The sequence below is a fragment of the Mycobacterium sp. 852002-50816_SCH5313054-b genome, from assembly GCF_001667185.1.
GTDB lineage: Bacteria > Actinomycetota > Actinomycetes > Mycobacteriales > Mycobacteriaceae > Mycobacterium.
In genome coordinates, this window is record NZ_LZIC01000030.1 from 1 (window position 1) to 21343 (window position 21343).

Consider the following 21343-nt stretch of genomic DNA (forward strand, 5'->3'; position numbering starts at 1 on the left):
ATCCCGCTCAACCGCGCGGTGGTCGTGCTCGTCATCGACATGTCGAACTCCATGGCGCCACCGACGTCGAGCCCAACCGGCTAAAAGCGGCCGAGCAGGCGGCCAGCCAGTTCGCCAGTCAGCTCACACCCGGCATCAATCTCGGGCTGGTCGGGTTTGCCGGGACGCCCTACCTGCTGGTGCCCCCGACCCCGCAGCACCAGGCGACCCTCGACGGGCTCAAGAAGCTCGAGTTCGGCGACGGGACGGCCACCGGCGAGGCGATCTTCACCGCGCTGCACGCGGTCGGGGCCGCGGCCATCACGGGCGGGGACACCCCGCCGCCGGCCCGCATCGTGCTGCTGTCCGACGGCGGCGAGAACAAGCCGACCGATCCCAGCGACCCGCACGACGGCGCCTACACCGCCGCGCGGCTGGCCAAGGACCAGGGCGTGCCCATCTCGACGATCTCGTTCGGCACCAAAGGCGGCGAGATCGAGATGAACGGGCAGCGGGTCGCCGTTCCCGTCTCGACCGACCAGATGAAAAAGATCGCCCAGTTGTCCGGCGGGCAGTCCTACTCCGCCACCAACATCGCCGAACTCAACAAGAGCTACAACGCCATCGAGAACGACATCGGCTTTCGCACGGTGCCCGGCCCCGGCGGCGCGGGGTGGCTGCGCCTGGGCGTCGTCGCCGCCCTGATCGCCACGGCGCTGGCCCTGTTGATCAACCGGCGATTGCCGATCTGATCACCTCGCTGATCGCCTGCCTGATCGCCTGCCTGATCGCCTAGGAGGGCAACCGGCTGTTCAGGGCGAGACCGGCCAGGATGGCGCCGGCCAAAACCACCGCCCCGAGCAGCAACCAGGCGAGGCTGGCGTCGCCCTTCACCGTCTCGTAGCCGATCTGGCGCTGCAGCGTCGAATAGACCTGCTCGAGCGATTCCAGGCTGTCGGCGTGGAACGCCTGCCCGTCGGTGATCTTGGTGATCTCCTGCAGCGTCTGGTCGTCGACGGGGACCGGGATGGTGGCGCCCTCGTAGTCGACGGTGCCGTAGGGCGTGCCGAAGGAGATCGTCGAGATCTGCACCTCCTCGGCCTTGGCCGCGCGCGCCGCGGTGAACGCGCCCTGCGGGGCATTGGGGTCCAGCGGCACGTTCTCGGCGCCGTCGGACTCCAGCACGATGCGCGCCGGGGGCGGCCCGTCGCCGCCACCCATCACCGAGCCGACGGTCGCGATCGCCTGCAGCGCCGTGAAGATGCCCTCCCCGGTCGCGGTTTTCGGCGCCGGCTTGAGGCCGTCGATCGCCGCCTTGACGGCCTGACGGTTCGTCGTCGGGGACACCAGCAGCGACGCGTTGGCCGCGAACTCCACCAGCCCCAGGTTGATGGCCGGCGTCAGCTCGTCGGCGAATTTCTTGCCGGCTTCCTGCGCGGCGGCCAGCCGGTTCGGGGGGACGTCGGTGGACGCCATCGACTCCGAGACGTCGATGACCAGCACCACCACCGCGCGGTTGAGCGGGATCCGGATGTCGGACGTCGGCCCGGCCATCGCGGTGGTCAGCAGCGCCAGCGCCGCGGCCAGCAGGATCGTCGGCACGTGCCGCCACCGGCCCGAGCGCAGCGGCGCGACCCGCTCCAGCACCTCCATGTTGGCGAACCGCAGCACCCGGCGGCGGCGGGCGAACTGCACCGCGACGTAGGTCCCGATCACCAGCAGGACCACCAGCAGCACCAGGAAGAACCAGGCGTTCTGGAAGCCCGTCAGCGACACCGGACCCAGCAGCGGCAGCTTCATGTCCAGCCACACTATGCGGCGAACGCCGACCCTGCACGGGGCCCGGGCGGGTCAGCCCGCGACCAGATCCCGGCGCTGGGTGAACTTGATGTCCAGGCTGCGCAGGTGGGTCTGCAGGCCGGCGTCCTGGATGGGGATCAGGTGGGCCGGGGTGTCCGTCTCGTTGTAGTGGGCGTGCCACATGCCGGGCGGGGTGGTGAACGCGCCGCCGGCCTGCCACTCGACGCGGGTCGGGTCGACGATGTCGCCGCGCTCGTCGAGGCGGCTGCCCAGCAGGGTGTAGCAGCCGCTGGGCGGCGCGTCGAGGATCAGGTCCAGCGCGACCGACTGGTGCCGGTGTGGGCGCTGCTCCTGTTGCGGCGGCAGCACCCCGAACATGGCCCACAGCACGTGGGTGATGGTCATCGTCTGCTCCTGGTCGGCATTGGCCAGCAGCACGCTGACCCGGCTCTTTTCGTTGGCGCCGGGGCGGGCGGCGATCTCCTCCAGCTTGGCGACCGCGTCGGCGCGGCAGAACTTGGTCGCGCGGAACCGCGGCTGGGTGGCCTGCGCGCCGAGGTAGCGCAGCAGCGGTTCGTCGTGAACCCAGTACATGGCCGTCTCGTCGTCGGCGTAGAACACCGAACGTGTGCCCGCGGGCAGGGTCAGGAAGTCGCCCTTCTCCCACTTGACCAGATGGCCGTTGATGGCCGCGAAGCCGCGCCCGTACAGGACGTAATACAGCTGCGAGGTGGCGTTGGGGCTGGCGTCGACCTGCTCGCCGGGGCGGATGCGGATGAAGTTGGCCGACAGCGCGGGGCTGGTCGCCGGCCCGGTCTCGATGCCCAGCTCCTTGGACAGGTCCAGCGGGAACACGCCGGTCGGCCGATCGACGTAGATCTCCGGACCGAAGCGGGTAATCGGAACCTGCGGCGCGTGTCCCGATCCGATCGGATTGGCGGCCTTCGAGTACTCGAAGTAGCAGGCATCGTCGGCCCAGTCTTCGAACCGGCCCTCGAAGCCGTATTCGGCGACGTTGGTCATCGGCGCGGGGATCGTCGGGTCCAGGTTGGGGACGACGGATTGATTCGTTTCCACGAGGGACATGAGGAGTACCCTTCGGCTGAGGTGCATCTTGTATATTCAATGTATCTATCTTGTATCTTAGTCGTCAAGCTCGGCGGGCCCGGTCTTCGCTGGGTGTACCTTCAGGGACGCATCTGAGATACGACTTAGCCGCAAGTTAGCCGCAAGTTAGCCGCGAGGAAGGGGCGGGGCGACGGAACCACGGGCGGGCTCGGCCAAGGACCGGGCGCTGGAGTACGTCAAGGGGCGGGTGCTCACCGGCCAGTTTCCCGGCGGGGAGCTGATCAGCGAGGGCGACGTCGCCACGGCGCTGGGCATGTCGCGGACGCCGGTCCGCGAGGCGTTCCTGCGGCTCGAGGCCGAAGGGCTGCTGCGGTTGTATCCGCAGCGCGGCGCGCTCGTCGTCCCGGTTTCGCCCGACGAGGCGCGCGCGGTCATCGAATCCCGGCTGCTGCTGGAGCATTTCGCGACGACCAAGGTGGCCGGCCGCGGCCCCGCCGCCCGCGCGGCGACCTACGAGCGGCTGGCGGGCGAGCTGAAGCGGCAGCGCGATGCGGCCGCCGCGGACGATTGGCGGGAGTTCCTGGACGCCGACCGCGCCTTCCACAACGTAACCGTGGAGGAGGCCGGGAACGCCATTTTGTCGGGCTTCTACTCCTCGCTGCGGGACCGTCAGATGCGGATGATCGGCGAATCGGCGCTGGGCGATCCCCATCGGATGGCGACGATCATGGACGAGCACCGCGGCATCGCCGAGGCGCTGCGCGACGGCGATCTGCCGCGCGCGCAGGAGGCGGTGCGCACGCACCTCGCCAGCACCGGGCGGGCCATCGGCATCGCGCCTTGACGCGGCCGGGCGCCGGTGGGACAACTGGCGGTGTGACCCGCATCGTCGACTCGGACCAGCACCTCTACGAGAGCCGTTCGCTGTGGGCCGAGCACATCGACCCGGCCGCCCGCGACGACGCGCTGAGCCTCGTCGACGATCAACTCGGCTACACCTGGCTGAGCTGGCGCGGCGCCCGCCTCGCCCTGGCCGACGTCCACCTGCCCGGTGACACCGCATCCTGCGGGGAGCACCGCAAGCGTCAACGGGCCGGCGAGCCCGCCTCCTACCGGTACGACGAAGCGCTGCCGGCCGCCTACTGGGAGCCGGCCTCGCGCCTGCAATGGCTGCGCGGGGCGGGGCTGCACGAGGCGGTCCTGTTTCCCAACTTCGGCCTGCTCTGGGAGCGCCGCCTGTCGCCGTCGCTTCCGGCGATGACGGCCAACATGACGGCGTGGAACCGATGGTGCGCGGTCGTGCGGGCCGAGGGCGGCGGCCGGCTGCACCCGGTCGCACACCTGACGTTGCGCGACCCGGAGTGGCTCGAGGCCGAGCTCGACGCGCTGGCGGGCGCCGGGGTCACGCTGGCCATGATCGGCGCCGGGCCGGTGGACGGCCGGGAGCTGTCGCACCCCGACCACGACCGGATCTGGGCCGCGTTCGTCGACCACGCCGTCACGCCGGTGTTCCACGTCGCCGATCAGGTGCGGGTCTTCGACGATTGCTGGTATCAGGACGATCCGGGCGACGATCTGGTGCCCGCCACCGAGGCGGTGTTCCTGTGGGTGCCGCCTGCGCTGGCGCTGACCGACCTGATCCTGCACGGCGTCTTCGACCGGCATCCGCGGCTGCGCTTCGGCGTGGTCGAGCTCAGCTCCGCCTGGGTGCCGCAGTTCCTGCTGATGCTGGACGGCGCGGCCGCCTTCACCACCCAGCTCAACGGCAAGCCGGTCACCCCGCTGGCCCGTCGGCCGAGCGAGTACTTCGTCGACCACGTCCGGGTGTCCTCCTTCTCCTACGAGAACCCCAGGCAGCTGGCCGAGATGAGCGGCGACGTGTTCATGTTCTGCAGCGACTACCCCCACTCCGAGGGGACCGCGACCCCGCTCGACGACTATCGGCGGATGGGCTGCGCGGAGCCCGACATGCCCGGGCTCTTCCACACCAACGTCGACTCGCTGCTCAACCCGGCGTTCTAACGGGGCGCTTTCGCGCCGTCAATCGCCGATCCACCGCACCATGTCGAGGACACCGTTGAGGAACCGGCGCCCTTTTGAGTCGAGGGCGGGGTCGCGTGCGTGCGACCGGCCGGCAGGTGGCACGCCGGGTCCCGAGTGGAATTGCGCCGCAACGGCTTCAAGAAACGCGTCGACCTCGTCTTCGTTATAGCCGCGCTTGCCGACCGGCGGCTTGGAGAAGGTCACGGTGCGAACCTGGTCCGCGGTGAGGGCACGGCCGGCCGGATCCCGCAACGCGGCCTCGACGCGGTCAAGAAACGCGTCGACCTCGTCTTCGTTGTAGCCGCGCCTGCCGATGGACGGCTTGGAGAAGGCCACATTGTGGACGTGCTCCGCGGTAAGTCCGCCGTGCTCCATCAGTACATGGTCGCACCGCGGAAGCCTGGGCGACAGACGTTGTTTGGGGGCACAAGGGGTTATAAGCCCGGCGGTTCGGGGAACCCGCAATCAGATGGCGCCCGCCCCGGGCGCCGCGAAGACAGGAGCTGCAATGATCGGATCAATCATCCTTGCCATCATCGTGGGCGCGATCATCGGCGTGGTTGCGCGCCTTGTGATGCCGGGCAAACAAAGCATCGGCATGATCATGACGGTGGTGCTCGGCGCCGTTGGTGGCCTGATCGGGTCGGCCGTGGCCGGCCAGTTCGGATACCACAACGCCAACGGCGGAATCGCCTGGATTCCGTTCTTCGTCGGGGTCGCCGCCGCCGTCGTCCTGATCGCCATCTACGAGGCCGTGACGGGCCGCCGCAGCCACACGGGGATGCCCCGGTAGGTCGCGTCGCCCCGTTTCCGACGAGTCAGTTGTGCAGGCCGGCGATCATCGACGACTAACCGATCAGCACCGCGTACCGCGGCTTGATCACCTCGTCGATGATCGCCAGCCGCTCGTCGAACGGGATGAAGGCCGACTTCATCGCGTTGATGGTGAACCGCTCGAGATCGCTCCACCCGTAGCCGAAAGCCTCGACCAGTCGGTGCATTTCGAGGCTCATCGTGGTGTCGCTCATCAGGCGGTTGTCGGTGTTGACGGTCACCCGGAAGCGGGCGCGGGCCAGCAGGTCGAACGGATGCTCGGCGATGCTCTTGACAGCTCCGGTCTGCACGTTCGAGCTGGGGCACAGCTCCAGCGGAATTCGCTTGTCCCGCAGGATCGACGCCTGCTGGCCCAACCGGACGCCCCCGCCCTCGAGGACCTCGATGTCGTCGACGATGCGCACCCCGTGGCCCAGCCGGTCGGCGCCGCAGAACGCGATCGCCTCGTGGATGGACGGCAGCCCGAACGCCTCACCGGCATGAATGGTGAAGCGCGCGTTGTGGTCTCGCATGTATTCGAAGGCATCCAGGTGCCGCGTCGGCGGGTTGCCGGCCTCCGCGCCGGCGATGTCGAATCCGACCACTCCCTTGTCCCGGAACCGGATTGCCAGTTCGGCGATTTCGCGGGACACCGCCGCGTGCCGCATGGCGGTGACCAGCAGCCGCACCTTGATCGGGCGTCCCGCGGCGGCGCAAGCCTTCTCGCCGGCGGCGAAACCGTCCAGCACGGCCTCGACGATCGCGTCGAAGGACAGCCCGCGGTCGATGTGCAGCTCCGGGGCGAAGCGCACCTCGGCATAGACCACGGCATCGGCGGCCAGGTCTTCGACGCACTCGTAGGCCACGCGGTACAGGGCGTCGGGCGTCTGCATCACCGCCACGGTGTGCGAGAACGGCTCCAGGTAGCGCTCCAGCGAGCCGCTGTGCGAGCGGGTGCGGAACCACTTCGCCAGCTCGTCGACGTCGGTGGCGGGTAGGGCGTCGTAGCCGATCTGGCCGGCGACGTCGATCACGGTCGACGGTCGCAGCCCGCCGTCGAGGTGGTCGTGCAGCAGGGCCTTGGGCGCTTTCTTGATCTGCTCGAGATCCAGATTCACGTGGCGATCCGATCGATGATCAGCGGCCGGCAAGCCGGTGGGGTGTCGCCGACGCTGAAGCCGCCGTCCAGCTCGGTCAGCGCGGCGCCGAAGCGCTCGGGGGTGTCGGTGTAGAGGGTAAACAGCGGCTCGCCGGCCGCGACGGGCTCCCCGGGGCGGCGGTGAATCCGGATGCCGGCGCCCGGCTGCACCGCCTCGCCCGGGCGGGACCGCCCCGCGCCCAGCCGCCATGCCGCCTGCCCCACTGCCATCGCGTCGATATCGCCCATTGTGCCGCCCCGGGCGGCGGTCACGGTCTCCGAACACGAACCGATCGGCAACGGCACCGACAGGTCACCGCCCTGGGCCGCGACGAGCCGGCGAAACCGGTCCATCGCCGTGCCGTCGCGCAGCGCCTCGGCGGGATCGCGGTCGTCGATCCCCGCGAGCTCCAGCATCTCGGCGGCCAGCCGCAACGTCAGCTCCACCACGTCGGGCGGCCCGCCGCCGGCCAGCACCTCCAGCGACTCGGCGACCTCGAGCGCGTTGCCCACGGTGGCCCCCAGCGGGCGGTTCATGTCGGTCAGCAGCGCCCGGGTGGGCACGCCGTGCGCCGCGCCGAGCCGCACCATGGTGTGCGCCAGCTCGCGGCTGGCCGCCTCCGAGGTCATCAGCGCCCCGGAACCGACCTTCACGTCGAGCACCAGCGCGCCCGCCCCCTCGGCCAGCTTCTTGCTCATCACCGAGCTCGCGATCAGCGGCAGCGACTCGACGGTGGCGGTGACGTCGCGCAGCGCGTACAGCTTGGCGTCCGCCGGCGCCAGCTCGCCGGCGGCGAAGATGGCCGCACCGACGTCACGGAGCTGGTCGCGCACCCGCCGGCCGGACAGCGCGGCGGAAAACCCGGCGATGGCGTCCAGCTTGTCCAGGGTGCCGCCGGTGTGCCCGAGCCCGCGGCCCGAGGCCTGGGGCACGGCCGCGCCGCAGGCGGCGACGAGGGGGACCAGCGGCAAAGTGATCTTGTCCCCGACGCCGCCGGTGGAATGCTTGTCCACGGTCGGCAGGGGCAGGTCGCGGAAGTCCAGGCGGTCGCCGGACGCCAGCATCGCCGCCGTCCACCGCGCCAGCTCGTCGCGGTCCATGCCGCGCCAGAAGATCGCCATCAGCAGCGCCGACATCTGTTCGTCGGCGACCCGGCCGTGGGTGTACGCGTCGACGACCCAGTCGATGGCCGCGTCGGACAACCGGCCGCCGTCGCGCTTGGTCCGGATCACCGTCGGCGCGTCAAATTCGAAGCCGGTCAACGGGGTTCCCTCGGCAGGTCGGCGGTGAAGGCGTCGGGCAGCAGCTCGCCGAGGCGGCGGGGCCGCACCGGATGATCGATCAGCAGCTCGGGGCCGCCGTGCTCCAGCAGCACCTGACGGCACCGCCCGCACGGCATCAGCGGGGCACCCTGGGCGTCGACGCACGCCAGCGCGACCAGGCGGCCCCCACCGGTGGAGTGCAGGGCGCACACCACCCCGCACTCGGCGCAGAGACCAAGGCCATATGAGACGTTCTCCACATTGCAACCGGTGACCACGCGGCCGTCGTCGACCAGCGCGGCCGCCCCGACCGCGAATCGCGAGTAGGGCGCGTAGGCCCCCGTCGCAGCCTGGATTGCCTTGTCGCGCAGCGCATTCCAATCGATATCGGGCATGCCCACCTCCCTTGGATCCCGCTGTGGATGGCCGGCTCGAGACAGTCACCCTAACTCTGACACGACAGTTCGCCTCGCGGACTGTTCGGCACAACCCTCCAGCTGGCAGGGTTAGGCTGAATTGCCCGGCTTGACTGTCGTTTCAACGTTAAGGGCGGTGAGGACTTGGTGAGTACTGCCACCGCGCGCAAGCGTCGACCACCCCGGACCCTGTATCGGGGCGACCCCGGCATGTGGTCGTGGGTGCTGCATCGCATCAGCGGCGCGACGGTCTTCTTCTTCCTGTTCGTCCACGTCCTGGACGCCGCCATGCTGCGGGTCAGCCCGCAGACCTACAACGCGGTGATCCACGACTACCAGACGCCGATCGTCGGCCTGATGGAGTACGGCCTGATCGCCGCGGTGGCATTCCACGGGCTGAACGGGATCCGGGTCATCCTGATCGACTTCTGGTCGCAGGGACCCCGCTACCAGCGGCTGATGTTCTGGATCGTCGGCATCGTCTTCGCGCTGCTGATGGTTCCCGCCGGCGTGGTGACCGGCATCCACATCCTGGAGCACTTCCGATGAGCAGCCCCGACCTCCAGCTGGCCCGGGGCCAGACGGCGCCGGTCAGGCAGCGCTTCTACGACCGCCCCGCCAGCCTGGACAACCCCCGATCCCCGCGCCGCCGCTCCGGCATCCCCAACTTCGAGAAATTCGCGTGGCTGTTCATGCGCTTCTCCGGGATCGCGCTGGTGTTCCTCGCGCTCGGGCATCTGTTCATCATGCTGATGTGGGACGACGGCGTGTACCGCATCGACTTCAACTACGTGGCGCAGCGCTGGCATTCGCCGTTCTGGCAGATCTGGGACATGGCACTGCTGTGGCTGGCCGAGCTGCACGGCGGCAACGGGCTGCGCACCATCATCGACGACTACAGCCGCAAGAACTCCACCCGATTCTGGCTCAACAGCCTGCTGCTGCTGTCGATCGGGTTCACGTTGGTGCTGGGCACCTACGTGCTGGTGACCTTCGACCCGAATATCGGAGGCTGACGGGGTGATCCAGCAACACCGATACGACGTGGTGATCGGCGGCGCCGGCGGCGCCGGGATGCGTGCCGCGGTCGAGGCCGGGCCCCGGGTGCGCACGGCGGTGCTGACCAAGCTGTATCCCACCCGCAGCCACACCGGCGCCGCCCAGGGCGGCATGTGCGCCGCGCTGGCCAACGTCGAGGACGACAACTGGGAATGGCACACGTTCGACACCGTCAAGGGCGGCGACTACCTCGCCGACCAGGACGCCGTCGAGATCATGTGCAAGGAAGCGATCGACGCGGTGCTCGATCTGGAGAAGATGGGGATGCCGTTCAACCGCACCCCCGAGGGCCGCATCGACCAGCGCCGCTTCGGCGGGCACACCCGCGACCACGGCAAGGCGCCGGTGCGCCGGGCCTGCTACGCAGCGGATCGCACCGGCCACATGATCCTGCAGACCCTCTACCAGAACTGCGTCCGCCACGACGTGCAGTTCTTCAACGAGTTCTACGCGCTGGACCTGGTGCTCACACAGACGCCGAGCGGCCCGGTCGCCACCGGCGTGGTGGCCTATGAGCTGGCCACCGGCGAGATTCACGTCTTCCACGCCAAGGCCGTCGTGATCGCCACCGGGGGCTCGGGCCGGATGTACAAGACGACCTCCAACGCGCACACTCTGACCGGCGACGGCATCGGCATCGTCTTTCGCAAGGGACTTCCGTTGGAGGACATGGAGTTTCACCAGTTCCACCCGACGGGCCTGGCCGGCCTGGGCATCCTGATCTCCGAGGCGGTGCGCGGTGAGGGCGGCCGCCTGCTCAACGCCGAGGGCGAGCGGTTCATGGAGCGCTACGCCCCGACGATCGTCGACCTGGCGCCGCGCGACATCGTCGCACGCTCGATGGTGCTCGAGGTGCTGGGGGGCCGCGGCGCCGGCCCCAACAAGGACTACGTCTACATCGACGTCCGCCACCTCGGCGCGGACGTGCTCGAGGCCAAGCTGCCCGACATCACCGAGTTCGCCCGCACCTATCTGGGCGTAGACCCGGTGCACGAGCTGGTGCCCGTCTACCCCACGTGCCACTACGTGATGGGCGGCATCCCGACCACCGTCACCGGACAGGTGTTGCGGGACAACACGTCCACCGTCCCGGGTCTGTACGCGGCGGGCGAGTGCGCGTGCGTGTCGGTGCACGGCGCCAACCGGCTGGGCACCAATTCGCTGCTGGACATCAACGTCTTCGGCCGCCGGGCCGGCATCGCCGCGGCAAGCTACGCCCGGGGGCACGACTTCGTCGACATGCCGCCGGACCCGGCGGCGATGGTCGTCGGCTGGGTGGGCGACATCCTCTCCGAGCACGGCAACGAGCGCGTCGCCGACATCCGCAACGCGCTGCAGCAGTCGATGGACAACAACGCCGCGGTGTTCCGCACCGAGGAGACGCTGAAGCAGGCGCTCACCGACATCCACTCGCTCAAGGAGCGCTATTCCCGAATCACCGTGCACGACAAGGGAAAGCGGTTCAACAGCGACCTGCTGGAGGCCATCGAGCTCGGCTTCTTGCTGGAGCTGGCCGAGGTCACCGTGGTGGGCGCACTGAACCGCAAGGAGTCCCGCGGCGGCCACGCCCGCGAGGACTACCCGAACCGCGACGACGTCAACTACATGCGCCACACCATGGCCTACAAGCAGGGCACCGATCTGCTGAGCGACATCGCGCTGGACTTCAAGCCCGTCGTGCAGACCCGCTACGAACCCAAGGAACGGAAGTACTGATGGCTTTTGAACCAGCGGAGGCGCCGGAGGCCGAAACTTTGGAACCACCGTTGCCCCCGATCCCCGAGGGCGCGGTGCTGGTGACCGTGAAGATCGCCCGGTTCAACCCCGACCAGCCCGAGGCGTTCGCGAAAACCGGTGGCTGGCAAAGCTTTCGGGTGCCATGCCTGCCCAGCGACCGGATACTCAACCTGCTGATCTACATCAAGAGCTACCTGGACGGGACGCTGACGTTCCGGCGATCGTGCGCCCACGGGGTGTGCGGCTCGGACGCCATGCGCATCAACGGCGTCAACCGACTGGCCTGCAAGGTGCTGATGCGCGACCTGCTGCCAAAAGACCAGCGGAAGGCCAAAAAGGCGGGGCTGACCATCACGGTCGAACCGATCCGCGGGCTGCCGGTGGAGAAGGACCTGGTGGTCGACATGGAGCCGTTCTTCGACGCCTACCGGGCGGTGAAGCCGTACCTGATCACCAGCGGCAATCCGCCGACGCGGGAACGCATCCAGAGTCCGACCGACCGCGCCCGCTACGACGACACCACCAAGTGCATCCTGTGCGCGTGCTGCACCACCAGCTGCCCGATCTTCTGGCACGAGGGCAGCTACTACGGGCCGGCGGCCATCGTCAACGCGCACCGCTTCATCTTCGACAGCCGCGACGAGGCCGCCGCCGAGCGCCTCGACATCCTCAACGAGGTCGACGGCGTGTGGCGCTGCCGCACCACGTTCAACTGCACCGAATCCTGCCCGCGGGGCATCGAGGTCACCAAGGCGATCCAGGAGGTCAAGCGCGCGATCATGTTCTCGCGCTGATCTTCTGGGCGCCGCTAGTCCGTTTGGCGCCCCTCGTACGGCGGAACTGCGCTCCCGGTGTCTTGCGGTGGCATCTCACCGGTGCCGCTGTACGTCTCCGACGCGGTCGGGTCACTCATCGGCGGGTTGGCGTCCTCGTCCACGGTCCCGACGGGACGGTCCCCGCGGCCCTGCTCGGGGGTGTCCGAGCCGGTGTCGCGTGCGCCGCTGCCCAACGGCGGATCGTCGAAGTGCTCGAGCCGCGAGTTTTCTGATTCCTGGTCATTTTGAGAGGTCATCACCGTCTCCTCACCCTCTCGTGCCCTGCCACACGGGCTGCGGCGCGGGTAAGACCCGGGTACCCGAAACCCGGCGCGCCGAACAACGCGTCAGCAGAGTTCGTGATGATGACTTTGGTTGCCCCCGAGCCGCTTGGCCTGGTACATCGCGGCATCGGACGCGCTGATCAACTCCCCCAGCAGCGCTTGTGGTTCGGGCGCGGCGTCGTCGAGACGCGCGCAGGCGGTGCCGATGCTGGCGGTGACCCCCGCCGCCGAGGCCGCGATGGCCCGGCACATTCGCGCGGCCAACGACTCGGCGTTGCAGCCCGACGAGGTGCCGGCCAAGAGGAATTCCTCACCGCCGCTTCGCGACACCACCGCCTGGTTGTCGGCCGCGGCCAGCAGCGCCTGGGCGACCTGGACCAGCGCGTGGTCGCCCGCGGCGTGGCCACACCGGTCGTTGAGGCCTTTGAAGTTGTCCAGATCGATCAGCATCACCACCAGGTGGGAATCGATGCCGCGCCGGGCCAGGATCATGCCCAGCGCCTCGTGCTGGAACGCGCGCCTGTTGAGCAGACCGGTCAGCGGGTCGCGGTCGGCGCGCAGCAGGTCCCCCGACAAGGCGCGCACCAGAATCCGGATGGCCAGCGGCAGGGCGATGTTGACCTCGATCACCAGCCACAGGTCGACGCCCGCGAGGCTGGGGTGGCCCGATCTCGCCAGCGACAAGGCCTCCCAGGAGCCGACGGCGGCGGCCAGCGCGAAGTTGTACAGCACGAATCCCGTGGTGTGAAAGAACGCCAGGTAGGCGCCGAACGTCGCGAAGGCGACACACCCGATCAGTGCGGCCAGCGGGTTCGGGTGCGCCAGGCACGCCAACGCGACGGCGGTGTTGCACGTCATGGCGAAAACCAGCGATTGCGTGCGCGTCGGCCAGCGCCATATCCACAGCAACATTCCCGCCACCCCACCGGCGAGGGCAACCCACATCATCGCCACCGGCACCGGTCCCCGGGGGCCGTCCGAACTGGCCAGCAGCGCGACCAGGCACAACACCATCGACGCGGAGATCAATGCCATCACGGCCCGGGTGGCGCCGCTGATACCCCGCGAAGCAAGGTAGCCGGAGAGCCAGTCGTACTGATCGGCCCCCCGGCTAAACAGCGCGGTCATCGTCGACTCTCAATCGCTCCCCATCGCTACTGCCCGTCCAGCGGCTAGCCGCATCCTACGGCTCAATCGCGGGAGCCCGTCACACTTTCGCACCTCGTCCCGTCTGACGGGTATGACGCAGAAAACCCGCCTCGAGCCCCTACCCCCCAAGCGCGCCGGGCTGCTGACCCGGGCCATGTATCGGGTCGCCAAGCGGCGCTACGGCCAGGTTCCCGAGCCGTTCGCCGTGTCCGCGCACCATCGCAAACTGATGATCGCCGGCGCCGTGCACGAAACCATGGTGGACCGGGCGTCCAAGACGCTCCCGATCGGCGTGCGCGAACTCGCGGTGCTGTGGACCGCGCGCGCGATCGGCTGCTCGTGGTGCGTGGACTTCGGGTCGATGCTGCAGCGGCTGGACGGCCTGGACATTGAGCGGCTGAAGGACCTCGACAACTACGCGACGTCACCACTCTTCAGCGGCGACGAGCGCGCGGCCATCGCCTACGCCGACGCGATGACCGCCGACCCGCACACCGTCACCGACGAGCAGGTCGCCGACCTGCGCGCGCGCTTCGGCGACGCCGGCGTGTTCGAGCTGACCTACCAGATCGGGCTGGAGAACATGCGGGCGCGGGTGAACTCCGCGCTGGGCATCACCGAGCAGGGCTTCAATTCCGGTGACGCCTGCCGTATCCCGTGGGCTACCCAGGAAGGCCCCGCAGCGGAGAGCCGCTGAACTTATCCGGGTTGGCGACATCCCATAGGGCGCAGACCTTTCCGTCGCGCACCGTCATCGCGAGGATCCGCGGCCGCATCTCCCAGTGGCCGCCGTCGCCGGGACTGCCCGCCGTGTAGGCGCCCAGTTCGCCGTTGACCAGCGCCAGCTGGTTGGCCGTGAAGAACGCCGGCCCGTAGCGGCGGGCCAGGCCGAACATGAAGCGGGCCACCTTGTCCGCCCCGTGAATGACGTGGACTGCGGTGGGCGCCTTGCCATTCGAATCGCCGGTGAAGACCACGTCGGGATGCAGCAGCGCCACCACGGCCGGCAGGTCGCCGGCGGCCATGGCGGCCATCAGCCGACCGACCACCTCGTCGTGCGACGGATCGGGTTCCGGTGGGGGCTGCGCGGTGACCGCCTTGCGGGCCCGCGACGCCAGCTGCCGCGCGGCGGCCTCGCTGGTTCCCAGCACCTCGGCCACGTCGGCGAACGGCACGGCGAAGCCGTCGTGCAGCACGAACGCGACCCGCTGGTCGGGCGAGAGGCGCTCCAGCACCACCATCGCCGCGAATCGGGCGCCCTCGCTGGCCACCACCGCGGACAGCGGGTCGCCTTGGTCAAAGCCCGTGACCACCGGCTCGGGCAGCCAGTTGCCGGTGTAGGTCTCGCGGCGATGCGCGGCCGAGCGCAACCGGTCCAGGCCCAGCCTGCTCACCACGGTGGTCAGCCACGCCCGCAGGTCCGAGATGGCTGTTGCTTTTTCGGCGTTCTGCCCGTGCCAGCGCAGCCAGGCCTCCTGAACGATGTCCTCGGCGTCGGCCACGGTGCCGGTCAGCCGGTAGGCGACGGACATGAGATGTGGTCGCAGGGACTCGAACTCGCTGACCTGCTGCGCTGCGGTCATACCCGCGAGCCTAGGCAATCGCACCAGGTGGTCACAACGACCGTCTGGACGACAAGGGACGCCTCGCCTGCCGGGCCAGGCCGGGCACGGAATCCGCCAAATCCGCCCGGCCCGAGGCGATGGAGCCAAACGCGCGATAGGACGCCCAAAGTTGCCGTGGCGACGGAATTCTCGGCAGCCAGGCCAGTTCCCAGTGGATGCCGTTGATCGGGTCGTCGAAGAAGACAGCGTAGTAGCCGGGCCAGTACTGCGGATACACCTTGGGTGCGTCGGTGACGGGAATTCCGCGCGGGGTCAGAAACTCGCCATAAAAGCGATCGACCTCTCGTCGGCTCGTGGCCCACAACGCGATGTGGTTGATCCCGACGGCCTGATCGGAGTGCACAAGCTTTTGTCCGTTGCGCGCGGGCTGAATGCCGACGTAGCTGTGCGGCGTGAGGAAGCGGGTCATGTAATAGGTCGATCGATAGTCGATGTCGAGCGTCGAGAAGCTCGTGTATCCCAGCCATCCGAACATCGCATCGTAGAACCCGAGGGAACCGTCGTAGTCCAGAACCGCGAATTCCACGTGGTGTACACCGCGCCCGCGCACCATAACCTCCTCGTAACAGTGCTACTACAGATCGTAGTAAGAACGGCCCGGAAACAAAAGGTCGCCACGACCAGGTTCGGCGCGCTTTGGCGCTGCGCTCGGCGGGCAGAATGACCCCAATGAGTCAGAACCTCTGGTTGCACTTCGCCCGGCACGGCCCCGACATCGCCGCGCCGATCATCACGCGCGGCGACGGGGTCACCATCTTCGACGACCGCGGCCGCAGCTACCTCGATGGGTTGTCGGGGCTGTTCACCGTGCAGGTCGGCCACGGCCGCGCCGAACTGGCCGAGGTCGCCGCCCGGCAGGCCGCCACGCTGGCGTACTTCCCGCTGTGGGGGTATGCCACGCCGACCGCGATCGAGCTCTCGGAGCGCCTCGCGCGCTACGCGCCGGGCGAGTTGAACCGGGTGTTCTTCACCACCGGCGGCACCGAGGCGGTGGAGACCGCGTGGAAGGTCGCCAAGCAGTACTTCAAGCTCACCGGCAAACCCGGTAAGCACAAGGTGATTTCGCGGTCGGTCGCCTACCACGGCACCACGCAGGGCGCGCTGGCGATCACCGGGCTGCCGCGGTACAAGGCGCCGTTCGAGCCGGTGACCCCGGGCGGCTTCCGGGTGCCCAACACCAACTTCTACCGCGCACCCGATCCGTTGGCCAACGACGAGAAGGCCTTCGGCCGCTGGGCCGCCGACCGCATCGCCGAGGCGATCGAGTTCGAGGGGCCCGACACCGTCGCCGCGGTCTTTCTGGAACCGGTGCAGAACGCGGGCGGCTCGATCCCGCCTCCCCCAGGCTATTTCGAGCGGGTGCGCCAGATCTGCGATCAATACGACGTGCTGCTGGTCTCCGACGAGGTGATCTGCGCCTTCGGCCGGATCGGGTCGATGTTCGCCTGTGCCGACTTCGGCTACGTGCCCGACATGATCACCTGCGCAAAGGGAATGACGTCCGGCTACTCGCCGCTGGGCGCGATGATCGCCAGCGAGCGGTTGTTCGAGCCGTTCAACGACGGCAAAACCATGTTCCCGCACGGCTATACGTTCGGCGGTCACCCCGTGTCGGCCGCCGTGGCGCTGGCCAACCTCGACATCTTTGAGCGCGAGGGTCTCAACGAGCGCGTCAAACACCACGGCCCGCTTTTCCGCGCCACCTTGGAGAAGCTGTACGACCTGCCGATCGTCGGCGACGTGCGCGGCGAGGGGTATTTCTACGGCGTGGAACTCGTCAAGGACCAGGCGAGCAAGCAGACCTTCACCGACGACGAACGGCGGCCGCTGCTCGGCCGCGTCTCCTCGGCGCTGTTCGAGGCCGGGTTGTACTGCCGCACCGACGACCGCGGCGACTCCGTCATCCAGCTGGCGCCGCCGCTCATCAGCGGGCAGGCCGAGTTCGACACCATCGAGGCCGCGCTGCGCGGCGTGCTCACCGAGGAGTGTCAGCGCCTGTAGCGAGGACGCGATTGACCTCGTACGCGGCCAGCAACACCTCCCGCGAATGCGCGGTGCTCGGGCTGCCCAGCAGCCGCGTTTGCGCATTGCACAGCCAGGTGAGCGCGGACCGCAAGTCGGCGTCGGTCGCGTTATCGCGATGCAGCTTCAGCTCGTCCAGCACGCGGTCGCCCCCGGAATGCCGGACCTGGGTGCCCTTCTCGACCTGCTTGAGCAGTTGTGCCAGCGATCGCGGGCCGTCACCGTCGCGCCGCCGCCCGGACCATGTTCGAGACCAAAATCCGTTGTTCTGAATGGGCAGACCCTTCGGTGGGGGTAGTCAAGCCGGCCGCATCACAGCGTAATGCCTCGACGTCATGGGCCCTATCAGGAGATTTGCAACATCTGCCCCACCAGTCACAGCGCGGCTCCCGGGAATCGCGCGGTCGATCGCCTAGTCTGCACACACAATGAACTTCCTACGCCCCGCGTCTTGCCTGGCAGCGGCCTTTTTTGTACTGGGCACCGTTGTGATCGCCGCGCCGGCGGCACCCGCGTTCGCCGAACCGGCCCCGGGCCCCAACGCCGGTCCCGGAAACTGCCCATATCAGGTGAACACCCCGCCCGCGGTGGATTCCTCGGAGGTCCCCGCCGCCGGCGATCCGCCGATGCCCCTGGCGGTGCCGCCCAAGCCGGTCGGCGGCGAGGCGCTGAGCAGTTGCGGAATCGTCGCGGCACCCGACACCGCCCCGCTGCCGGGCGACGTGTCCGCCGACGCCTGGCTGGTGGCCGACCTGGACAGCGGCGCCGTCATCGCCGCCAAGGACCCGCACGGGCGGCACCGCCCGGCCAGCATCATCAAGGTGCTGGTCGCGATGGCATCCATCAACGCGTTGCCCCTCAACAAGTCCGTCCAGGGCACCGCCGACGATGCGGCGGCCGAGGGCACCAAGGTCGGCGTGCAGGAGGGCGGCGTGTTCACCGTCAACCAACTGCTGCACGGGCTGCTGATGCACTCCGGCAACGACGCCGCCCACGCGCTGGCCATGCAACTCGGCGGCATGCAGCAGGCGCTGGACAAGATCAACGTGCTCGCCGCCAAGCTCGGCGGCCGGGACACCCGGGCGGCGACCCCGTCGGGCCTGGACGGGCCCGGCATGAGCACGTCGGCCTACGACATCGGCCTGTTCTACCGCTACGCCTGGCAGAACCCCACCTTCGCCGACATCGTCGCGACGCGGACCTTCGACTTCCCCGGCCACGGCGACCACCCCGGCTACGAGCTGGAAAACGACAACCAGCTGCTCTACAAGTACCCCGGCGCCATGGGCGGCAAGACCGGCTATACCGACGACGCCGGCCAGACCTTCGTGGGCGCGGCCAACCACGACGGACGACGGCTGATGGCGGTGCTGATGCACGGAACCCGGCAGCCGATCGCCCCGTGGGAACAGGCGGCGCACCTACTGGATTACGGGTTTTCCACGCCGCGCGGCACCCAGGTCGGCACGCTGATCGAGCCGGATCCCTCGCTGCTGCCGGCCCACCACGACGCCGCTTCCGACCGGCCGGGCACCGGCGCCCAGGCCGCCGGGTTCATGCCATCGGCCGACGCGCTGCCGGTGCGGGTGGGTGTTGCGGTGATCGGAACGATCATCGTGTTTAGTTTGATCATGGTCGCTCGCTCGATGAACCGCCGACCGCAACACCGTTGAGCGCCGTGTCGCGGCGGGGCCTGCGGGTCGGGCTCACCGCCGCCAGCGTCGGCGTCATCTACGGGTATGACCTGTCCATCATCGCCGCCGCGCAGTTGTTCGTCACCGAGGACTTCGGGCTCACCACCCGCCAGCAGGAACTGCTGACGACGATGGTGGTGCTCGGCCAGATCGCCGGGGCGCTCGGCGCCGGCGTGCTCGCCAACGCCATCGGGCGCAAGAAGTCGATGGTGCTGATCGCGATCAGCTACGCGGTGTTCGCGCTGCTGGCGGCGTTCTCGGTATCGCTGCCGATGCTGTTGGCGGCGCGATTCCTGCTCGGCCTGACGATCGGCGTGACGGTGGTGGTCGTCCCGGTGTACGTGGCCGAATCGTCCCCGGCGGCGGTGCGCGGCTCGCTGCTGACGGCCTACCAACTGGCGATCGTCAGCGCGCTGATCCTCGGCTACCTGACCGGCTACCTGTTGGCCGGCACCCACAGCTGGCGGTGGATGCTGGGGCTGGCCGCCGTACCCGCAACCCTGCTGCTGCCCTTGCTGATTCGGATGCCCGACACGGCCCGGTGGTACCTGCTGAAGGGCCGGGTCGACGACGCCCGACGGGCCTTGTTGCGCATCGAGCCGGACGCGCAGGTCGACGAGGAGCTCGCCGAGATCGGCAGCGCCCTGAGCGAAGGCAGCGGCGGCTTCGCCGAGATGCTGCGCAGGCCGTATCGGCGGGCGACCGTCTTCGTGGTCACGCTGGGTTTCCTGATCCAGATCACCGGCATCAACGCGATCATCTACTACAGCCCGCGGATTTTCGAAGCCATGGGCTTCACCGGCAATTTCGCGCTGCTCGGGTTGCCGGCGCTGGTTCAGGTCGCCGGATTGGCGGCCGTGTGCACCGCGCTGCTTCTCGTCGACCGGCTGGGCCGGCGGCCGATCCTGTTGTGCGGCATCGCGATGATGATCGTCGCCGACGTCGTCCTGCTGGCCGTGTTCGCCCAGAATCATCTCGGCGGCGCGGGCCTGGTCTTGGGGTTCGCCGGCATCCTGCTGTTCATCATCGGCTACACCATGGGTTTCGGCTCCCTGGGCTGGGTGTACGCCAGCGAAAGTTTCCCGTCGCGGCTGCGGTCCATCGGGTCCAGCGTGATGCTGACGTCCAACCTGGTGGGCAACGCGATCGTCGCCGCCGTGTTCCTGACCATGCTGCATTCCCTCGGCGGCGCCGGGACTTTCGCGGTGTTCGCGGCTTTCGCGGTGGTCGCTCTCGGCTTCGTCTACCGGTTCGCCCCGGAGACCAAGGGGCGCCCGCTCGAGGAGATCAGTCACTTCTGGGAAAACGGCGGGCGATGGGATTGATCGCCGCCGGGACCGCGGTCCTCGACGGTCAGGTCAGCCGCCCCGGGTGGCTGGAGGTTTCCGACGGGCGCATCCTGGACTGCGGGGCCGGCCCGCCGCCGCGCCCGGCCGGCGACGACTTCCCGGATTGCGTTGTGGTTCCGGGCTTTATCGACATGCACGTGCACGGCGGCGGCGGGGCGTCCTACACCGACCCCGATGGCATCGGCACCGCCGCCGAATTCCACCTGCGGCACGGCACCACCACGACGCTGGCCAGCCTGGTCACCGCCGCGCCGGCCGAGCTGATCGCCGGCGTGCGCGCGCTCGCCGCGGCCACCCGGCGCGGCGCGGTCGCGGGCATCCACCTGGAGGGGCCGTGGCTGAGCCGGGCGCGCTGCGGTGCCCATGACCCCGCCCTGATGCGCGACCCCGATCCCGCCGAGATCGACGCCGTGCTCACCGCCGGCGGCGGCGCGATCCGGATGGTGACGCTGGCGCCCGAGTTGCCCGGGGCGCAGGAGGCGATCCGCCGCTTCCTGGACGCGGGTGTCGTTGTCGCCGTTGGGCATACCGATGCGACGTACGTGCAGACGAAGCGGGCCATCGCCGCCGGCGCCACGGTCGGCACCCATCTGTTCAACGCGATGCCGCCGCTGCACCACCGCGAGCCGGGGCCCGCGCTCGCCCTGCTGCAGGAGGCGGGCGTGACCGTCGAACTCATCGCCGACGGCGTGCACGTGCACCCGGAGGCGCTGCGGGCGGTGATCCGGGCCGCGGGGCCGGACCGGGTCGCCCTGGTGACCGACGCGATCGCCGCGGCCGGCCGCGCCGACGGGGCGTTTCGGCTGGGCGCGGTGCCGGTCGACGTCGTGTCCGGCGTGGCGCGGGTGCGCGGGACGTCGACGATCGCCGGCAGCACCGCCACCATGGACGGGATCTTCCGCACTGTGGCCGCCGACGCGGGACTGGCCGATGCGGTGCGGATGACGGCGACGACTCCGGCGCGGGCGCTCGGCCTCGAACGGGTGGGCACACTGCGGGCGGGCCACGACGCGAATCTGGTTGTACTGAACGGCGCTTTGGAAGTGACCGACGCCATGGTCCGCGGCGGCTGGGTGATGAACGACTAGC

General features: G+C 69.2%; 22 protein-coding genes and 3 pseudogenes. 13 read left to right on the top strand and 12 right to left on the bottom strand.

Features of this window, described 5'->3' with window-relative positions; translation table 11 throughout:
• Positions 1–731, top strand: a pseudogene (locus A5787_RS04840) (VWA domain-containing protein); the annotation flags it as partial.
• A gap of 40 nt (positions 732–771) precedes the next feature.
• Here A5787_RS04840 and A5787_RS04845 read toward each other — a convergent pair.
• Together A5787_RS04845 and A5787_RS04850 are read right to left on the bottom strand one after the other, a co-directional pair.
• Positions 772–1779: a VWA domain-containing protein gene (locus A5787_RS04845; RefSeq protein WP_066963006.1), complete on the bottom strand. Its 1008-nt coding sequence runs from the start codon at positions 1777–1779 to the stop codon at positions 772–774.
• Positions 1780–1830: 51 nt separating this feature from the next.
• Positions 1831–2865 carry a cupin gene (locus tag A5787_RS04850; RefSeq protein WP_066962453.1) on the bottom strand — a complete coding sequence of 345 codons (1035 nt, stop codon included), beginning with the start codon at positions 2863–2865 and terminating at the stop codon, positions 1831–1833.
• A gap of 208 nt (positions 2866–3073) precedes the next feature.
• Between A5787_RS04850 and A5787_RS04855 the strand changes: the two genes are divergently transcribed.
• Positions 3074–3691 carry a GntR family transcriptional regulator gene (locus A5787_RS04855; protein WP_066962456.1) on the top strand — a complete coding sequence of 206 codons (618 nt, stop codon included), beginning with the start codon at positions 3074–3076 and terminating at the stop codon, positions 3689–3691.
• A 32-nt stretch (positions 3692–3723) separates the two neighbouring features.
• A complete protein-coding gene (locus tag A5787_RS04860) occupies positions 3724–4869 on the top strand; it encodes an amidohydrolase family protein (RefSeq protein ID WP_066962459.1) in 1146 nt (381 codons plus the stop codon).
• A gap of 18 nt (positions 4870–4887) precedes the next feature.
• On the opposite strand, the gene A5787_RS28600 is transcribed toward A5787_RS04860, so the two are convergent.
• Positions 4888–5142: a DivIVA domain-containing protein gene (locus A5787_RS28600; RefSeq protein WP_304441142.1), complete on the bottom strand. Its 255-nt coding sequence runs from the start codon at positions 5140–5142 to the stop codon at positions 4888–4890.
• Positions 5140–5265 (bottom strand): annotated as a pseudogene (locus A5787_RS28005) (DivIVA domain-containing protein); the annotation flags it as partial. The pseudogene A5787_RS28005 and the gene A5787_RS28600, both read right to left, overlap by 3 nt.
• Positions 5266–5398: 133 nt before the next feature.
• Here A5787_RS28005 and A5787_RS04870 point away from each other — a divergent pair.
• Positions 5399–5683, top strand: a complete 285-nt coding sequence (locus A5787_RS04870) for a GlsB/YeaQ/YmgE family stress response membrane protein (protein ID WP_066962463.1) — start codon at positions 5399–5401, stop codon at positions 5681–5683.
• A 55-nt stretch (positions 5684–5738) separates the two neighbouring features.
• Here the strand turns inward: A5787_RS04870 and A5787_RS04875 are convergent, their stop codons facing one another.
• The 3 genes from A5787_RS04875 to A5787_RS04885 are packed head-to-tail and all read right to left on the bottom strand — an operon-like array spanning position 5739 to position 8499.
• Complete coding sequence (locus A5787_RS04875; RefSeq protein WP_066962465.1) at positions 5739–6821, bottom strand: adenosine deaminase; 1083 nt, start codon at positions 6819–6821, stop codon at positions 5739–5741.
• On the bottom strand, positions 6818–8104 hold the full coding sequence (locus A5787_RS04880; RefSeq protein ID WP_066962468.1) for a thymidine phosphorylase: 1287 nt from the start codon (positions 8102–8104) through the stop codon (positions 6818–6820). Before A5787_RS04880 ends, A5787_RS04875 begins: the two co-directional genes overlap by 4 nt.
• The gene (locus A5787_RS04885; protein WP_066963009.1) at positions 8101–8499 is read right to left on the bottom strand and encodes a cytidine deaminase; all 399 of its coding nucleotides are present in this window, start codon (positions 8497–8499) and stop codon (positions 8101–8103) included. Before A5787_RS04885 ends, A5787_RS04880 begins: the two co-directional genes overlap by 4 nt.
• A gap of 231 nt (positions 8500–8730) precedes the next feature.
• Here A5787_RS04885 and sdhC point away from each other — a divergent pair, with 231 nt between their 5' ends.
• From sdhC to A5787_RS04905, 4 genes are read left to right on the top strand one after another with little or no spacing between them, the layout of a single operon-like run.
• A complete protein-coding gene (gene sdhC, locus A5787_RS04890) occupies positions 8731–9069 on the top strand; it encodes a succinate dehydrogenase, cytochrome b556 subunit (protein WP_066962471.1) in 339 nt (112 codons plus the stop codon).
• A complete protein-coding gene (locus tag A5787_RS04895) occupies positions 9066–9536 on the top strand; it encodes a succinate dehydrogenase hydrophobic membrane anchor subunit (protein ID WP_066962474.1) in 471 nt (156 codons plus the stop codon). The genes sdhC and A5787_RS04895 overlap by 4 nt, the downstream gene beginning before the upstream one ends.
• Positions 9537–9540: 4 nt before the next feature.
• On the top strand, positions 9541–11295 hold the full coding sequence (gene sdhA / locus A5787_RS04900) for a succinate dehydrogenase flavoprotein subunit (RefSeq protein WP_066962476.1): 1755 nt from the start codon (positions 9541–9543) through the stop codon (positions 11293–11295).
• Complete coding sequence (locus tag A5787_RS04905) at positions 11295–12110, top strand: succinate dehydrogenase iron-sulfur subunit (protein ID WP_066962479.1); 816 nt, start codon at positions 11295–11297, stop codon at positions 12108–12110. The genes sdhA and A5787_RS04905 overlap by 1 nt, the downstream gene beginning before the upstream one ends.
• A 14-nt stretch (positions 12111–12124) precedes the next feature.
• Here the strand turns inward: A5787_RS04905 and A5787_RS04910 are convergent, their stop codons facing one another.
• Together A5787_RS04910 and A5787_RS04915 are read right to left on the bottom strand one after the other, a co-directional pair.
• Entirely contained in the window at positions 12125–12388 is a 264-nt protein-coding gene (locus tag A5787_RS04910; protein ID WP_066962482.1) for a hypothetical protein, read from the bottom strand.
• A 90-nt stretch (positions 12389–12478) separates the two neighbouring features.
• Positions 12479–13543 (bottom strand): diguanylate cyclase, encoded by a 1065-nt coding sequence (locus A5787_RS04915; protein ID WP_066962485.1) that lies wholly within the window; start codon positions 13541–13543, stop codon positions 12479–12481.
• A gap of 79 nt (positions 13544–13622) precedes the next feature.
• Between A5787_RS04915 and A5787_RS04920 the strand changes: the two are divergent.
• A pseudogene (locus A5787_RS04920) lies at positions 13623–14261 on the top strand (carboxymuconolactone decarboxylase family protein); the annotation flags it as partial.
• Here the strand turns inward: A5787_RS04920 and A5787_RS04925 are convergent.
• Together A5787_RS04925 and A5787_RS04930 are read right to left on the bottom strand one after the other, a co-directional pair.
• Positions 14227–15147 (bottom strand): sigma-70 family RNA polymerase sigma factor, encoded by a 921-nt coding sequence (locus A5787_RS04925; RefSeq protein WP_066962491.1) that lies wholly within the window; start codon positions 15145–15147, stop codon positions 14227–14229. The pseudogene A5787_RS04920 and the gene A5787_RS04925 sit on opposite strands and share 35 nt — an antisense overlap.
• Before the next feature lie 31 nt (positions 15148–15178).
• A complete protein-coding gene (locus A5787_RS04930) occupies positions 15179–15739 on the bottom strand; it encodes a VOC family protein (RefSeq protein WP_066963012.1) in 561 nt (186 codons plus the stop codon).
• Positions 15740–15858: 119 nt separating this feature from the next.
• On the opposite strand from A5787_RS04930, the gene A5787_RS04935 reads away from it, so the two are divergent.
• Entirely contained in the window at positions 15859–17190 is a 1332-nt protein-coding gene (locus A5787_RS04935) for an aspartate aminotransferase family protein (protein WP_066962495.1), read from the top strand.
• On the opposite strand, the gene A5787_RS04940 is transcribed toward A5787_RS04935, so the two are convergent.
• Complete coding sequence (locus A5787_RS04940) at positions 17165–17416, bottom strand: hypothetical protein (RefSeq protein ID WP_066962498.1); 252 nt, start codon at positions 17414–17416, stop codon at positions 17165–17167. The two genes, A5787_RS04935 and A5787_RS04940, sit on opposite strands and share 26 nt — an antisense overlap.
• 223 nt (positions 17417–17639) lie before the next feature.
• Between A5787_RS04940 and A5787_RS04945 the strand changes: the two genes are divergently transcribed.
• From A5787_RS04945 to nagA, 3 genes are read left to right on the top strand one after another with little or no spacing between them, the layout of a single operon-like run.
• Positions 17640–18884: a D-alanyl-D-alanine carboxypeptidase family protein gene (locus tag A5787_RS04945; protein ID WP_066962501.1), complete on the top strand. Its 1245-nt coding sequence runs from the start codon at positions 17640–17642 to the stop codon at positions 18882–18884.
• The gene (locus A5787_RS04950) at positions 18881–20230 is read left to right on the top strand and encodes a sugar porter family MFS transporter (RefSeq protein WP_066962506.1); all 1350 of its coding nucleotides are present in this window, start codon (positions 18881–18883) and stop codon (positions 20228–20230) included. Before A5787_RS04945 ends, A5787_RS04950 begins: the two co-directional genes overlap by 4 nt.
• Positions 20221–21342: an N-acetylglucosamine-6-phosphate deacetylase gene (nagA, locus tag A5787_RS04955; RefSeq protein WP_066962509.1), complete on the top strand. Its 1122-nt coding sequence runs from the start codon at positions 20221–20223 to the stop codon at positions 21340–21342. Before A5787_RS04950 ends, nagA begins: the two co-directional genes overlap by 10 nt.
• Position 21343: the final 1 nt, after the last annotated feature.